Raw genomic sequence first — 14,554 nt, 5'->3', positions numbered from 1 at the left:
TGATGTTCCCTAAACAATTAAGTTTTAACTGATTATCCGTTGTAAAACCTGGCGAAAAACAACCGCACTTTGATTATTTTACTCCATAACCCTCACACTACTCTGCCAGCTCCACTTGCTCGTGAGCCATTAATTCCTGACCGACATCATCAAGTAAAGTTAAATAGCGCTCGTATTGTCTCAATATGTCGGCAATCAATTCATCTTGATCCATATATTGCACATCGTAGCCGACACGCCCGTCAAAGAAATAGGTGTATGGTTCATAAGTCGTACTATGCTGAATATGCGGAAGATTTTCATCGTTAATTAGCTGTTCGGAAACCTCACGCCCGACGGATTTAATCCCATACATAAAATCACGCATCGATTCTTTTTGAATGACTAATTCTACTGCGGGTTCTTCTTGATCAAATAAGGTATTGATTTGTACGTTTAAATTATATTTGCCGATAAGTTCTTGGCGTAATTCACGCATTGCCGGCAACGCCGTGTATTTTAAGAAACGCAAAATATCCTTTTCCTGCGTTTGGTTCATCATTTGTTCCAAACGTTCTTTCCATTTTTCACCCGTCCATAAAATACTGGTCGGATTAACCTTTGTTGTAAAGTATTTTTTATCCGCATTTAATCCTTTCCATAGGCTAAAACACATGATTAACATCAATACGGCAAAGGGCAATGCGACCATTAATGTCATGGTCTGAAGGTTTGCTAAACCGCCTGATTGCATTAGAACTATCGCAACCACGGACATCAACATTCCCCACATCACTGTTTGCCAGTTAGGTGAAATAAGGCTTTTATCACGAGAGGCAATATTGTTTAAAACATAAATTCCCGAATCCGCCGAAGTGATAAAAAATAACGAAATAACGATCAAACTCACCAAGCCGCTAATAGTAGGTAACGGTAAATAATCAAGAAACTTAAACAATAAGGTTTCCGGTGATGAAATCATTTGTCCCAACACTCCGGCCGCCTCTCCATCGTTTAACCAAATAGCGGTATTACCAAATATCGTGAACCAAAGTATGCCGAATAAACTCGGAATGACCAATACCCCAAAAATAAATTCGCGAATCGTTCTACCTCTGGAAATACGGGCGATAAATAATCCCACGAAAGGCGCCCATGAACACCACCACGCCCAATAAAGCACCGTCCATCCGCTAAACCAAGCGGTATGTTCTTGCTCATACACATAGGTTTTGAAACTAAGTTGTACTAAATTGCCGAGATAGGTTCCGATGTTATCACTAAATGCCGAGAGTAAATAAAGCGTTGGTCCGCTGACTAATACAAAAATGAGTAATAAAAATGCCAGTGTTAAATTTAATTCACTTAGTATTTTTACACCTTTACCGACCCCCGAAATGGCTGAAAAAATCGCCAAGCTCATTACGACAATGATCACCATCACCTGCAATGTAAAGTTATTTTCACTTACCCAGCCCATTTGATGTAGCCCCGCACCTAATTGAGACGCGCCAAAACCTAGTGTGGTGATAATGCCGAATAAGGTGGCAAGTAATGCCATAATATCGATGATATCCCCCATTTTTCCGTTAATGCGATCTTTCAATAACGGATAAAAACAGGAGCGTAATGCTAACGGCAATTTATAACGGAAACCGAAATAAGCTAAGGCTAATGCAATCATGCCATATACCGCCCAAGCATGAATGCCCCAATGGAACAAAGTATGTAACAATGCCTCTTGCTGTCGATGTTCCGCAACTCCGCTAGTAATATCCGAAAGATAATGGGTTAACGGTTCGGCAACCCCAAAGAACATCAATCCCACCCCCATACCGGCGGCAAATAACATCGCAAGCCAAGACAGGAAACTAAATTCAGGCTCTTCCTCATCACTGCCGAGTTTAATATTTCCCAAACTACTCACAGATAAAATTAGTAAAAAGCCTAAAAAAATTGAAAATGCCAATACATAAAACCAACTAAAATTTGCAAAAATTCCCGCTTTCGCTTGGTTTAATAATGCTTGAGTTTGATTCGGTGCGATCAAAATCATCACCACCAGTAACAAAACAAAAAATAGGGTCAATCCAATCACAAAAGGATTAAATGACGTTCTCTTTTCCACAAATTGAGATAAAGACAAAGCTTTCTCCTTAAAATTAAGTAGATAAATTTAAAAATTCGATTTATTTAAAATTATGATTAAGTAACAAAATGTGTAGTAAATACACGACAATGACAGCACATAGAGGTGCGATTTTGAAGGAAACTTTCAGTAGAAATTGAAGGATTGTTTCCAAAATTGCGGGTATTATATGAAAATTTAAAAATTATTTCAAATTAGTAGAAATTCACTATAAAAAAGTGCGGTAGAAAATACTGAAATTTTTCACCGCACTTTTAAAAACTAAATTCTTGTTTCAATAATACCGCCGCCTAAGCAGACTTCATTTAGGTAAAATACCGCAGATTGACCCGGTGTAACCGCTGCCTGAGGTTCATCAAAAATAACTCGAATTGTTTCGTCGTCAATCGGTTCAATGACGCAAGGAATGTCCGTTTGGCGGTAACGGGTTTTCACTGTGCAACGTAACGATTCACGAATCGGTTGGCGATCCACCCAGTGAAGTTGTTTTGCGATTAATCCTTTGGAGAATAAACGCGGATGATCATGCCCTTGAGCCACAATCAATTCATTATTTTCCACGTTTTTATCCACCACATACCAAGCTTCTTCACCGGCATTTTTCAAACCGCCAATACCTAAACCTTTACGCTGACCGAGAGTATGGTACATCAAGCCATCGTGACGACCAATCACTTCGCCGTCCACCGTACGAATATCCCCGGGCTGTGCCGGTAAATAACGCGCCAAGAAATCTTTGAATTTACGTTCCCCGATAAAACAAATTCCCGTTGAGTCTTTCTTTTTCGCGGTAATTAAACCTAAATCTTCTGCAATGGCACGCACAATCGGTTTTTCAATTTCACCTACGGGGAAAAGGCTTTGTCCCACTTGTTGATGGCTCAAGGTATATAAAAAGTAACTTTGATCTTTATTTGAATCCAAACCACGTAATAATTTTGCGTGCTTATCATCATCGGTGCGGCGAACATAATGCCCGGTGGCGATATAATTTGCGCCGAGATCTTCTGCCGCATAGTCTAAAAACGCTTTAAATTTAATTTCTTTATTGCACAAAATATCAGGATTTGGTGTGCGACCGGCTTTGTATTCCGTTAAAAAATGCTCGAATACGTTATCCCAATATTCTGCGGCAAAATTGATTTTATGCAGTTTAATGCCGAGCTTGTCGCACACCGCTTGCGCATCGGCTAAATCGGCTGCGGCAGTGCAATAATCCGTATCGTCATCTTCTTCCCAGTTTTTCATAAACAAGCCTTCCACTTGGTAGCCTTGTTGTTGAAGTATAAATGCGGAAACGGATGAATCTACTCCACCAGACATACCGCAAATCACTTTCTTCTTGCTATTCTCTGCAAGTTGTTCTTGGGATAATTGAGGAAAATATTGATTATAAGTTTTTGAAATTAACATAAATTCTCCCGTAACTTCGGTTAAGGCGAAGCACATTGGTTTTTAAAATTCTTATTACTCAAGAGTTTCAATAATTGAGGTATCATCTTTTAAAATATAAGATACTTCATCATTAAAAGAAATTCGATAGAATGTTTTCCCTGATTTACCAATAACTTCGTTAAAGACTGCACAGGGAACATCTGTCGCTTTAAGAATAAAAAGACTTTTAGTGTATAAAATCTCATCATTAGATTGATTTAATACGGATTTATCATAAATTAATGTATCTTTTGTGATTAATACTTTTTTGATAGGGACAATATTTTTATTGTCTTCATCATAAATACCTTTTTCTACTACTAGTGGCTTTTTATCGACTAAGTTCTTGATATCTTGCGGTGCGATATAGAGCCCCTCCCACCCATCTCCATAACGGATCTCTGTACCAAACAACTTTGGCATCGTATTTAACCAAGCACCTTTTTTTACTAGGATAACCGGCTTATTAAAATCAGGCTTTTCATATAATGCAATATCCGCATTTACTCTCGCCGGATATTGACCGGCAAAAGAAAAAGAAGAAATCATAAATAAAAATAAAGTATAAATAACTTTTGATAGTTTCATTTATTTCACTTCATAAAATGACGAATCATCATTTTTCTTCGCAAATTTTTGTTCATACTCTGCCTTGGCTTGCTCATCGCCTACATCAAGTTTTGATTGAAGTGTGTCGCAAGGTTTATCGCAATCGCAGGCTTTAGCAATCCCAAGAGTGGATAAACCGCCACAACTGCCTTTTAAGCTTTGTTTTTTGATAATAAAGCCAATGGACATCAGTAAAATAATCGCCACAAATGCGATAAGGGTGAAGAATAAAGTTTGCATAATTATTCCTTAGTTTCTGTTAATTTTTTAAAGGCTGACGACATTTTAGTCTCAAAGCCTTTTTTCGTTTTAATGATTAAATAAACGGCAAGATCATTTTTCTCCGCTACTTCAAGCGCTTTTTCTTCTCCAAGCACAAATAATCCCGTTGATAAACCATCAGCAGTCATAGATGTTGGTGCTAACACTGTGATAGAAGCAAGATGATGTTGAATCGGATAGCCGGTTTTCGGATTAATTTCATGAGCAAAACGTTTACCGTTTTCTTCAAAATAAATACGATAATCGCCGGAGGTTGCCAGTGCCATATTATTTAAACCAATCACATTTTCGACCGCTCTTTCTCCCGTCATATTAGGCTTTTCAATAGCAATTTGCCAAGCTTTCCCTTCTGCGTTCTTTCCCTTCGCTCGAATCTCCCCCCCAATTTCCACCATATAGTTTTGCACGTTAAATTGTTCTAACTTCTCTGCAACTTGATCCACACCAAAACCTTTAGCAATGGAAGAAAGGTCAATATAGACTTGTGGCACCGATTTACTTAATGTTGGGGTTTGCCCCCCCATATCAAGTGTGATTTTATCAAGCCCGACCCAAGCTTGACGCTCTGCAAGTTGCCCCGCTGTCGGTCGGCGTTCAGGTCGTTTTTCCGGGCCGAACCCCCATAAGTTGACTACAGGTCCAACGGTAACATCAAGTGCACCCTCCGTGATTTGATGTAATCGAATTGCCTCTGCCAACACTTTCGCAAAATCTGCCGAAATTTCAATAGGCGTGTTCACTTGCGTATTTTGGTTAAAACGGCTTAATTCCGAATCTTTGATATAAGTGGACATTTTGGCATTAACATCTTTTAAAATGTGCTCAATTTGCTCATGGGTCTTTTGTGAATTTTCACTCACCGTGCCATCATCGATATATTTAATATGATAGGTTGTTCCCATAGTTTTACCACTTAGCGTGATCACTTCGGAATCTTTCTTACAAGCCGCTAGTGAGCAAGCGAAAGCAACAACAAGAAGTCCGCTCAATATTTTCTTCATTTATTTTTCCTAACGAGATGAATTATAGGCAAACTGACTTTTCAATCAGCTTGCCTGTAATCTAAATAACAATAAGGGCGTACACAATACGCCCCTAAAAACACGTTAAATTTTGACCGCACTTCATCACAAAGTGCGGTCAATTTTTGTAGTGAATTTAGTTAAAATCAACCGCCGAAGTCATCTAATAAGATATTTTCGTCTTCAACGCCTAAGTCTTTCAACATTTTGATGACGGCGGCGTTCATTACCGGAGGACCACACATATAGTATTCACAATCTTCCGGCGCTTCATGATTTTTCAGATAGTTTTCATAAAGTACATTGTGAATGAAACCGGTATAGCCGTCCCAATTATCTTCCGGTAACGGATCGGAAAGTGCCACGTGCCATGTGAAGTTTGGATTTTCCGCTTGAAGCGTATCAAAATCTTCCACATAGAACATTTCACGCTTAGAACGCGCACCATACCAGAATGAGATTTTACGTTTAGAGTGCAAACGTTTTAACTGGTCGAAAATATGCGAACGCATTGGCGCCATACCTGCACCGCCACCGATGAAGACCATTTCCGCATCAGTATCTTTGGCAAAGAATTCGCCAAACGGACCGGAAATTGTCACTTTATCGCCCGGTTTTAATGACCAAATGTAAGAAGACATTTGACCTGGAGGGGCGTCCGGTTGACGTGGCGGAGGCGTTGCAATACGTACGTTAAGCATAATAATGCCTTTCTCTTCCGGGTAGGAAGCCATTGAATAAGCACGAATGATATGCTCGTCCACTTTAGACACATAACGCCATAAATCGTATTTATCCCAGTCTTCGTGGTATTCCTCAGGAATATCAAAGTCTTTATAGTGAACGGTGTGAGGTTCCGCTTCAATTTGGATATAACCACCCGCACGGAAAGGAACTTCTTCACCTTCAGGAATCGCTAATTTAAGCTCTTTAATAAAAGTCGCTTTGTTATCGTTAGAAATAACGGTACATTCCCATTTTTTCACCCCGAAGATTTCTTCAGGAAGTTCAATATCCATATTGCCTTTCACATTCACTTGGCAAGCCAAACGATAGCCTTCTTTAGCTTCACGTTTATTAATGTGAGAAAGTTCGGTCGGGAGAATTTCTCCACCGCCGCTTTTCACTTTTACGATACACTGACCACAGGAGCCACCGCCACCACAAGCAGAAGACACAAAGATTCCTTTACTTGCCAATGCACCTAATAATTTGCCGCCGGCAGGTAATGTGATTGCCTTTTCAGAATCATCGTTAATACCGATTGTAATGTCCCCGGAATCCACGAGTTTTGATTTCGCAAATAAGATGATTGCTACCAATACCAATACGATAACCGTAAATGCAGCAATACCGAGTGCAAGAATTACTGAATCACTCATTGATTACACTCCTTATAATTGAATACCGGAGAAGGACATAAAGCCCAACGCCATTAAACCAACGGTGATGAAAGTAATACCTAATCCTTTCAAACCACCCGGAATATCCGCATATTTCATTTTTTCCGTTAAGCCGGCAAGTGCAACGATGGCAAGCATCCAACCTAAACCGGAACCGAAACCGTATACGATAGACTCAGGGAAATTGTAATCACGTTGAACCATAAAGGATACGCCACCGAAAATCGCACAGTTTACTGCGATAAGCGGTAAGAAAATCCCTAATGCGTTATAAAGAGACGGCATAAATTTATCTAATACCATCTCAAGAATTTGCACTAAACCTGCAATCACACCGATAAAGGTGATGAAATTCAAGAATGATAAATCCACACCTTCAATTAATGCGTTTTCTTTCAGTATGTTAGCATAAATTAATTGGTTAACCGGTACTGCAACGCCCAATACGAAGGTTACAGCAATCCCTAGACCAAAAGCGGTAGATACCTTTTTTGATACCGCCAAGAATGTACACATCCCTAAGAAGAAAGAAAGTGCCATATTTTCAATGAAGACGGCCTTCACAAATAGGCTAATGTAATGTTCCATTGATTATTTCTCCTGTTGCTCCGGTTTCCAAGTTCTTAATCCCCAGATGACAAATCCGATGATAAAGAATGCACTTGGTGCAAGTAAGAATAAACCGTTTGCTTGGTACCAACCACCATTTTGAATAGTTTCAAGAATAGTTATACCGAATAATTTACCTGACCCGATAAGTTCACGGAAGAAAGCAACAATGATTAACATTGTGCCATAACCTAAACCGTTACCAATACCGTCTACAAAACTTTCAAGCGGAGGGGATTTCATTGCAAAAGCTTCTGCACGCCCCATTACGATACAGTTTGTAATAATCAATCCGACAAATACCGAAAGCTGTTTAGATAAACCGTAAGCATAGGCTTTTAGTATTTGGTCAACGACAATTACCAATGAAGCGATAATCGCAAGTTGCACGATAATACGAATACTGTTGGGAATATAGTGACGAATTAGTGAAACAAATAAGTTTGATAACCCCGTTACTAAAGTTACAGCAATCGCCATAACAAATGCAGTTTCTAACTTCGTTGTGACCGCTAACGCAGAACAGATCCCAAGGATTTGCAAAGCAATTGGATTGTTTTTAGCAACAGGAGCTAATAACAGATCTTTTAAATTTGTTTTTCCAGACATTAGTTCGCTCCTGCTTGAAGTTTTTCAAGATATTTACTAAAACCATTTCCACTGAACCAGTAATCAAACGTACCTTGGACACCTTTAGCGGTTAAGGTTGCACCGGATAAACCATCGATACTATGATCGTCTTTTGGCGCTTGACCTTTCACAATGTGAATAGCCGGTTGATGCTGTTCATTGAAAAGTTTTTTACCTTTAAATAAACCGGACCAGTTCGGATTCTCAATCTCGCCGCCTAATCCCGGAGTTTCACCATGTTGATAATAAGTGATCCCATTAATAGTATTGCCGTCCGGTTGAACGGAAACCAAACCATACATAACAGACCATAAGCCTGTACCGTAAATCGGTAAGATCACCTGCTGAGTTTGACCTTGTTCATCTTTCACAAGATAAATTTCAGCTGTTTTTCCACGAGTACGGATTCTAGCCTTATCTTGTTCGGCAGGAATCACCTCTTGAGAATCATCAGGCTGCTGAACATAATCTCCCGTTGCCAAATCAATAAAACGAGGTTCAATAAATTTTGCATAGGTTTCTTTTACATTTGTTTTGTCTTGTAAAAGTCCTGCAACATTTAGGATATTTTTTTGTTTATCGAGTAATTTTTGTTCTTCTTGTGCAGGTTTTAACATCACTGCGGAACCAGCAACAATAATGGAACAAACTAAACTCAGTAGCAACACAACAAGAATTGTACCGCCTACACTGTCTTTATTAAACTTAGCCATTTGTTCTTGCTCTCCGACGTTTGATATTTGCTTGAACAACGATGTAGTCAAAAATTGGTGCAAATAAGTTTGCAAACAGAATCGCTAGCATCATTCCTTCCGGATAAGCCGGATTTACAGTACGAATTAACACCGCCATTACACCGATCAAAGCACCATACCACCATTTACCTGTATTGGTGAACGATGCCGAAACAGGATCCGTTGCCATGAACACCATACCTAGCGCAAAACCACCCAACACAAGATGCCAGTGCCAAGGCATTGAGAACATATGATTCGTTTCAGAACCAATTAGGTTAAACAATGTTGAGGTCGCAATCATACCAATCATCACCCCTGCAATAATACGCCATGAGGCAATTCGGGTGAAAACGATGATTGCACCACCCACTAAAATCGCTAGGGTTGAAACTTCTCCCATTGAACCCGGGATATTACCAATAAACGCATCCATCCAAGAGATTGGTTGACCGGTTACCGTATGTTGCAACGCACCTTGACCCGCTTGTGACCATTGTGAAAGTGCGGTCGCTCCGGAGAAACCATCCGCCGCAGTCCACACGGTATCGCCGGAAATTTGTGCCGGATAAGCGAAAAATAGGAAAGCACGACCGGCAAGTGCAGGGTTCATAAAGTTACGACCTACGCCACCGAAAATTTCTTTTGCCACAACAATACCAAAACTAATACCGAGCGCCGCTTGCCATAGTGGTAAAGTAGGAGGAACGATTAAGGCGAAAAGAATAGTAGAAACAAACATCCCTTCATTTACTTCGTGACCACGTACCACAGAGAATAATAATTCCCAAACCGTACAAACGGTAAATACCACCAAGTAAATCGGTAGGAAGAAAATTGCGCCTAAGGCCATTTTACTACCCCAACCCGCATTTAAGGTTAAATCCACCCCTAAACCGTTTGCCAGTGCATAGTGCCAATCATTTGCAATTAATTGCTCTAAATTACCTAATTGATTCAACGCAGGGATCGCTTGATTACCCACATTGTACATACCATAGAAAATCGCTGGAAATAATGCGAGGAACACGGTGATCATCATACGTTTTGAATCTAACGCATCACGTACGTGTGTGTTTTTGTGCGTTACCGTACCCGGCGTATAAAGCAAGGTATAAATCGATTCAAAGATCGGGTAAAGCTTGCTGTATTTACCTCCCGGTAAAAACGCGGGTTCCATTTTTTCTAAAAGATTTTTTAAACCCATTTCTAACCTTCCTTCTCAATCTTTTCTAAAGCTTGACGTAAGATGGAACCGTATTCATATTTGCCAGGGCAAACAAATGAACAAAGCGCCAAATCTTCTTCATCTAACTCTAAACAACCTAATGCTTGAGCACCATCGGTATCACCGGCAATTAAATCACGTAGCAATAATGTTGGTAAAATATCCAACGGCATAACACGCTCATAGTTACCGATTGGTACCATCGCACGCTCACCGCCATTTTCCGCCGTGGTAAAATTGAATAATTTTTTACCAAAGTGCCCTAATACGGTACGGGTAATCGAATATTTGTTAGGTTGCGGTGTAATCCAACCAAAGAACTCTTTTTCATTACCTTCCGCAATAACCGAAACCTGTAATGCGTAACGACCTAAATAGTCATGTGCGCCTTTCGCTGTATTACCGCATAGCACAGAACCGGAAATCACACGATTTTCACCCGCACTTAGCTCGTCTTGCACCAATTGTGAAAGATTTGCGCCAATTACGGTACGGATCAGACGCGGATTTTTCACTTGAGGACCAGCAAGGGAAATCACTCTCTCAACATAAAGCTCGCCGGTTGTGAATAATTTACCGATAGCAATGACATCTTGATAATTAATATGCCATACGGTTTTACGCGCTCCAACGGGATCAATAAAGTGAATATGCGTTCCCACCAGACCTGCCGGATGTACCCCGCCGAAGTCATGAATTTGAAGATTTGATAAATCCACGGTCGGAATATTCGTGTCGCCCGCCTTACATAGATGTAACGGCTTGCTTGGGAATAAACGACTTAACACGGTTAAACCGTTGATGAAATCTTGCCAATGCTCTTTTAATACGACTTCAGGATTGGTCGCGAGAGGATTAGTATCCATCGCATTTACAAAGATAGAAGAAGGTTCGCTTTCAATCATAGGAATTTTGCTGAAAGGACGCGTACGTAATGCGGTCCATAAACCCGATTCCACAAGATGTTGTTTTACTTGTTCGGAAGAAAGCGTATTGAGCTCATCTGCATTATATTTTGCGAAAGTGATTTGTTCATCGCCTTCCACATTAATTACCACAGATTGTAATACACGTTTTTCGCCACGATTTATTGCTGTGATAGTACCGCTTGCTGGGGCTGTGAAAATCACACCGGGATTTTTCTTGTCTTCAAAAAGCACTTGTCCTTTCTTAACAACATCACCTTCGCGTACCTTCATAGAAGGACGCATCCCCACATACTCCTCACCAAGAATCGCAACTTGATTCACAACGTTACCGCTGTGGATTACTTGTGCCGGTTTTCCTGCAATAGGAAGATCCAAGCCTTTCTTAATTGTAATCATACTGTTTGCACTACTTTTCAAGGTTAAAAATACGACTGCAAATAAACGAGGTTAAATGCAATCTCGTGTTTGAGCGTGACAGAGAATGCTCAAAAATCAAAGCATTAACAGCTGACACATAATTAAAAAAACTCAAATTGGTTTAATTTTTTGACAAAGCAAGCGAGCTTTTACAACATCAAAAAATTGAAAATATAAAAATTAAAACGACTTATTCTAGCTAAAATCTGCGTTTCATTCCACTTTAACCCACACTTTTTGTGAAAAAATTGTGAACTTTTTGCAAGATACACACAAAGAGTTATGGACGGGAAACAATCAAATTACAATCCAACTCCGACACAGTTTGGTGAATTTGGAAATACCTCGCCGCGCTCTTCCCATTCTTTTTTTGTATAAAGATGAAGCGCTAAGGCATGAATACCGTTTTTTAGATCGTCAGCAAATAATTGATATACCTTTTGATGTCGTTTAACCTTACTCATTCCATCAAAAACATCACTCACAATGACCAATTTAAAATGAGAATTTGCACCGCGACCGGAGCTATGCATATGACTTTCATTTTCTACCGTTGCAAAGTGCGGTTGAAATTCAGAGTTTATTTTATCCAATAATTCTTGTTGCTTTGACATGATTAATCTCCAATAAAATTTTGTTGAAAGGCTATACATCCGCGATTAAGTCTGCAAGAATAGCATAAATTAACCCGCTTAATTGAGGAAATTATGAAACTCTCGAATAAAATCAAAATATTATCTTTTACCGCCCTCACTGTTGCGACAATATTTCTTGCCGGCTGCCAAGCTCAATCCAATACATTAATATTCACACCTCCTGTGCCAAGTGCATCTATGACTGTCAATCAATCTGCCGTTGTTTATGTCACGACAAACGATTCCCGTTCAAAACAAGAGGTCGCCAGTTACGTAAAAAACGGAGAATTGGTGAAACTCAATGCTTCGCCGAATGTTACTCAATTATTCCAACAGGTGATGCAACAAAATCTGGTTAGCAAGGGTTTCCGTATCGGACAGGTAAATAATTCAAATGCAGGTGTAACCGTTGAAATAAAAGATTTTTTCACTCAGGTGGATCAAGGAAATTTACATTACAACCTAAACAGTAAAATTCAAGTTACCGTACATGTGCAGGCTGCCGGCGGAAAATATAACAAAGACTTTAATGTCAGCCGTTCACAATCCGGCGCATTTAACGCCGGCAACGACGAAATCCAAAAAGTGCTTGGCGAAACTTTCAAAGATATAGTTAATAATATCTACCAAGATCAAGAAGTCGCTACGGCAATCAATCAATATACCCGCTAATCCTATTTGGGGCATTTTGCCCCATTTTTTTCCATAAAAACTTGACGAATCCCCCTTTCAAGCGTAACATTCGCCCGATTTTTTAACGAGAAGGACACACACTTTGGACAGTCATAGTCGATACCGAATATCGCTTTAGACTCCCGCACATGCCAAAACGGCTACCGGCGAGAGTTCGTCGATAGATTTACCGATTTCGGCATCCTTAACACCAAACGAAAATACCGCAATTTTTAACCGCACTTTTATTCGTTTGACATTCTTTTGTTCACGGTTAACTGTTCATAATCCCAAAAGGAGTATGAAATGATCAATGCTTTTACTATCAACGATTCCCGTCTATTTCGGATTGATGAAAATCAAACCGATCTCAACAGCGCAATCTGGCTTGATTTGCTTGAACCTACCGGCGAAGAGCGTGAAACGCTACAAGACAACTTGGGTCAAAGCCTTGCCTCTTTTCTTGAATTAGAAGATATCGAAGCATCCGCCCGTTTCTTTGAAGACGAAGACGGCCTACATTTACACTCATTCTTTTACTGTGAAGATGAAAATAACTATGCGGATCTTGCCAGTGTGGCGTTTACCATTCGCGATGGTCGTTTATTTACCTTACGAGATCGGGAACTTCCCGCATTTCGTTTATATCGTATGCGATCCCGTAGTCAGCGTTTACTGGAATTTAATGCTTATGAAGTGTTACTTGATTTATTTGAAACCAAAATCGAACAACTTGCCGATGTGATTGAAAATGTTTATGCTGACCTAGAAGAATTAAGTCGAGTGATTTTAAACGGTACCCAAGGCGAAGCGTTTGATGAAGCCTTAAATACACTCACCGAACAGGAGGATACCAGTTCTAAAGTGCGTCTATGCTTGATGGATACCCAACGCGCACTCGGTTTTTTAGTACGCAAAACCCGTTTACCGGCAAATCAGCTGGAACAGGCTCGAGAAATTCTACGAGATATTGAATCCCTACAACCGCATAACGAATCATTATTCCAAAAAGTGAACTTTCTCATGCAAGCGGCAATGGGTTACATTAATATTGAGCAGAACAAAATTATGAAATTTTTCTCGGTAGTATCCGTTATGTTCCTACCGGCAACATTAGTCGCCTCTACTTACGGAATGAACTTTGAATTTATGCCGGAGCTCCATTTTAAATACGGTTACCCAATGGCTATCGGCCTAATGATCGCCGCAGCACTCACACCATATATTTATTTCAAACGAAAAGGATGGCTATAATGGAATTATCACAAACCGCATTATTTGTCGGCTCAATCATCAACCTCTATGCACTGATTTTGGTTTTACGCATTTGGTTACAACTGGCTAGAGTGGATTACTACAATCCCCTTTCACAATTTGTGGTAAAAATTACAGAACCGGTACTTAAACCCATTCGTAAAATGATGCCGATCATCAAAAATATTGATACTTCAGCCGTCCTGCTGATCTTTATCCTCGGCGCATTAAAATCCTTACTTTACTTTGGATTGGCGATTGATGTAATGGTAATTTTAGGCATATTAACCATTTTAAAAGCAATTGGAATGACCATTTTCTATGTGCTGTTTATCGGTGCGATTTCAAGTTGGTTTAATCGTGGCAACAATCCTATATTCTACGCATTCTATCAACTGTCGGAGCCGTTATTACGCCCGGTTAGAAAAATTTTACCGACTATCGGCGTGATTGATTTTTCACCAATGGTGATCGTATTTATCTTATTATTTATCAATAACTTTATGATTGATATGCTACAAGGGCTTTGGGCGATTGCAGGATAAAGTGCGGTCATAAAATATATGTT

At 39.8% G+C, this 14,554-nt stretch carries 15 protein-coding genes; 3 read left to right on the top strand and 12 right to left on the bottom strand.

Annotated features, from left to right (window positions below; all coding sequences use genetic code 11):
• Window positions 1–97: 97 nt before the first annotated feature.
• The 12 genes from BKL51_RS05340 to BKL51_RS05285 form a co-directional block, all read right to left on the bottom strand.
• A complete protein-coding gene (locus BKL51_RS05340; RefSeq protein ID WP_077465704.1) occupies window positions 98–2,125 on the bottom strand; it encodes a BCCT family transporter in 2,028 nt (675 codons plus the stop codon).
• Between the two features lie 264 nt (window positions 2,126–2,389).
• Window positions 2,390–3,541 carry a tRNA 2-thiouridine(34) synthase MnmA gene (mnmA, locus tag BKL51_RS05335; RefSeq protein WP_077465703.1) on the bottom strand — a complete coding sequence of 384 codons (1,152 nt, stop codon included), beginning with the start codon at window positions 3,539–3,541 and terminating at the stop codon, window positions 2,390–2,392.
• A 54-nt stretch (window positions 3,542–3,595) separates the two neighbouring features.
• On the bottom strand, window positions 3,596–4,150 hold the full coding sequence (locus tag BKL51_RS05330) for a hypothetical protein (RefSeq protein ID WP_077465702.1): 555 nt from the start codon (window positions 4,148–4,150) through the stop codon (window positions 3,596–3,598).
• Window positions 4,151–4,411: a (Na+)-NQR maturation NqrM gene (gene nqrM, locus BKL51_RS05325; protein WP_077465701.1), complete on the bottom strand. Its 261-nt coding sequence runs from the start codon at window positions 4,409–4,411 to the stop codon at window positions 4,151–4,153. It abuts the gene before it with no gap.
• 2 nt (window positions 4,412–4,413) lie between these two features.
• Window positions 4,414–5,454 (bottom strand): FAD:protein FMN transferase, encoded by a 1,041-nt coding sequence (locus tag BKL51_RS05320; RefSeq protein WP_077465700.1) that lies wholly within the window; start codon window positions 5,452–5,454, stop codon window positions 4,414–4,416.
• A gap of 167 nt (window positions 5,455–5,621) precedes the next feature.
• Window positions 5,622–6,857, bottom strand: a complete 1,236-nt coding sequence (gene nqrF / locus BKL51_RS05315; RefSeq protein ID WP_077465699.1) for an NADH:ubiquinone reductase (Na(+)-transporting) subunit F — start codon at window positions 6,855–6,857, stop codon at window positions 5,622–5,624.
• A gap of 12 nt (window positions 6,858–6,869) precedes the next feature.
• On the bottom strand, window positions 6,870–7,466 hold the full coding sequence (nqrE, locus tag BKL51_RS05310) for an NADH:ubiquinone reductase (Na(+)-transporting) subunit E (RefSeq protein WP_018356313.1): 597 nt from the start codon (window positions 7,464–7,466) through the stop codon (window positions 6,870–6,872).
• A 3-nt stretch (window positions 7,467–7,469) separates the two neighbouring features.
• Entirely contained in the window at window positions 7,470–8,096 is a 627-nt protein-coding gene (locus tag BKL51_RS05305) for an NADH:ubiquinone reductase (Na(+)-transporting) subunit D (protein WP_077465698.1), read from the bottom strand.
• On the bottom strand, window positions 8,096–8,830 hold the full coding sequence (locus BKL51_RS05300; RefSeq protein ID WP_077465697.1) for a Na(+)-translocating NADH-quinone reductase subunit C: 735 nt from the start codon (window positions 8,828–8,830) through the stop codon (window positions 8,096–8,098). The genes BKL51_RS05305 and BKL51_RS05300 overlap by 1 nt, the downstream gene beginning before the upstream one ends.
• Window positions 8,823–10,058 carry an NADH:ubiquinone reductase (Na(+)-transporting) subunit B gene (locus BKL51_RS05295; protein ID WP_077465696.1) on the bottom strand — a complete coding sequence of 412 codons (1,236 nt, stop codon included), beginning with the start codon at window positions 10,056–10,058 and terminating at the stop codon, window positions 8,823–8,825. Before BKL51_RS05295 ends, BKL51_RS05300 begins: the two co-directional genes overlap by 8 nt.
• A 2-nt stretch (window positions 10,059–10,060) precedes the next feature.
• Window positions 10,061–11,404 (bottom strand): Na(+)-translocating NADH-quinone reductase subunit A, encoded by a 1,344-nt coding sequence (locus BKL51_RS05290; RefSeq protein ID WP_077465695.1) that lies wholly within the window; start codon window positions 11,402–11,404, stop codon window positions 10,061–10,063.
• A 323-nt stretch (window positions 11,405–11,727) separates the two neighbouring features.
• Window positions 11,728–12,039, bottom strand: a complete 312-nt coding sequence (locus tag BKL51_RS05285) for a BolA family transcriptional regulator (RefSeq protein WP_077465694.1) — start codon at window positions 12,037–12,039, stop codon at window positions 11,728–11,730.
• Between the two features lie 93 nt (window positions 12,040–12,132).
• Between BKL51_RS05285 and BKL51_RS05280 the strand changes: the two genes are divergently transcribed.
• The 3 genes from BKL51_RS05280 to BKL51_RS05270 all read left to right on the top strand — a co-directional run bounded on the left by BKL51_RS05280 (window position 12,133) and on the right by BKL51_RS05270 (window position 14,531).
• Window positions 12,133–12,732, top strand: a complete 600-nt coding sequence (locus BKL51_RS05280; RefSeq protein WP_077465693.1) for a YajG family lipoprotein — start codon at window positions 12,133–12,135, stop codon at window positions 12,730–12,732.
• Between the two features lie 306 nt (window positions 12,733–13,038).
• Complete coding sequence (corA, locus tag BKL51_RS05275) at window positions 13,039–13,986, top strand: magnesium/cobalt transporter CorA (RefSeq protein ID WP_077465692.1); 948 nt, start codon at window positions 13,039–13,041, stop codon at window positions 13,984–13,986.
• Window positions 13,986–14,531 carry a YggT family protein gene (locus tag BKL51_RS05270; protein WP_077465691.1) on the top strand — a complete coding sequence of 182 codons (546 nt, stop codon included), beginning with the start codon at window positions 13,986–13,988 and terminating at the stop codon, window positions 14,529–14,531. Before corA ends, BKL51_RS05270 begins: the two co-directional genes overlap by 1 nt.
• Window positions 14,532–14,554: the final 23 nt, after the last annotated feature.

Origin of the sequence: Rodentibacter sp. Ppn85, from assembly GCF_001999335.1 — a bacterium.
Classification (GTDB): domain Bacteria; phylum Pseudomonadota; class Gammaproteobacteria; order Enterobacterales; family Pasteurellaceae; genus Rodentibacter.
The sequence above is the reverse complement of the archived record's forward strand: the minus strand, read 5'-3'. Positions and strand labels throughout refer to the sequence as shown.

Coding starts and splice junctions, on each gene's coding strand:
- nqrE (WP_018356313.1), bottom strand. CDS start 7,466: ATGGAACATTACATTAGCCTATTTGTGAAGGCCGTCTTCATTGAAAAT.
- BKL51_RS05285 (WP_077465694.1), bottom strand. CDS start 12,039: ATGTCAAAGCAACAAGAATTATTGGATAAAATAAACTCTGAATTTCAA.
- mnmA (WP_077465703.1), bottom strand. CDS start 3,541: ATGTTAATTTCAAAAACTTATAATCAATATTTTCCTCAATTATCCCAA.
- BKL51_RS05305 (WP_077465698.1), bottom strand. CDS start 8,096: ATGTCTGGAAAAACAAATTTAAAAGATCTGTTATTAGCTCCTGTTGCT.
- nqrM (WP_077465701.1), bottom strand. CDS start 4,411: ATGCAAACTTTATTCTTCACCCTTATCGCATTTGTGGCGATTATTTTA.
- BKL51_RS05295 (WP_077465696.1), bottom strand. CDS start 10,058: ATGGGTTTAAAAAATCTTTTAGAAAAAATGGAACCCGCGTTTTTACCG.
- nqrF (WP_077465699.1), bottom strand. CDS start 6,857: ATGAGTGATTCAGTAATTCTTGCACTCGGTATTGCTGCATTTACGGTT.
- BKL51_RS05320 (WP_077465700.1), bottom strand. CDS start 5,454: ATGAAGAAAATATTGAGCGGACTTCTTGTTGTTGCTTTCGCTTGCTCA.
- corA (WP_077465692.1), top strand. CDS start 13,039: ATGATCAATGCTTTTACTATCAACGATTCCCGTCTATTTCGGATTGAT.
- BKL51_RS05300 (WP_077465697.1), bottom strand. CDS start 8,830: ATGGCTAAGTTTAATAAAGACAGTGTAGGCGGTACAATTCTTGTTGTG.
- BKL51_RS05270 (WP_077465691.1), top strand. CDS start 13,986: ATGGAATTATCACAAACCGCATTATTTGTCGGCTCAATCATCAACCTC.
- BKL51_RS05290 (WP_077465695.1), bottom strand. CDS start 11,404: ATGATTACAATTAAGAAAGGCTTGGATCTTCCTATTGCAGGAAAACCG.
- BKL51_RS05280 (WP_077465693.1), top strand. CDS start 12,133: ATGAAACTCTCGAATAAAATCAAAATATTATCTTTTACCGCCCTCACT.
- BKL51_RS05330 (WP_077465702.1), bottom strand. CDS start 4,150: ATGAAACTATCAAAAGTTATTTATACTTTATTTTTATTTATGATTTCT.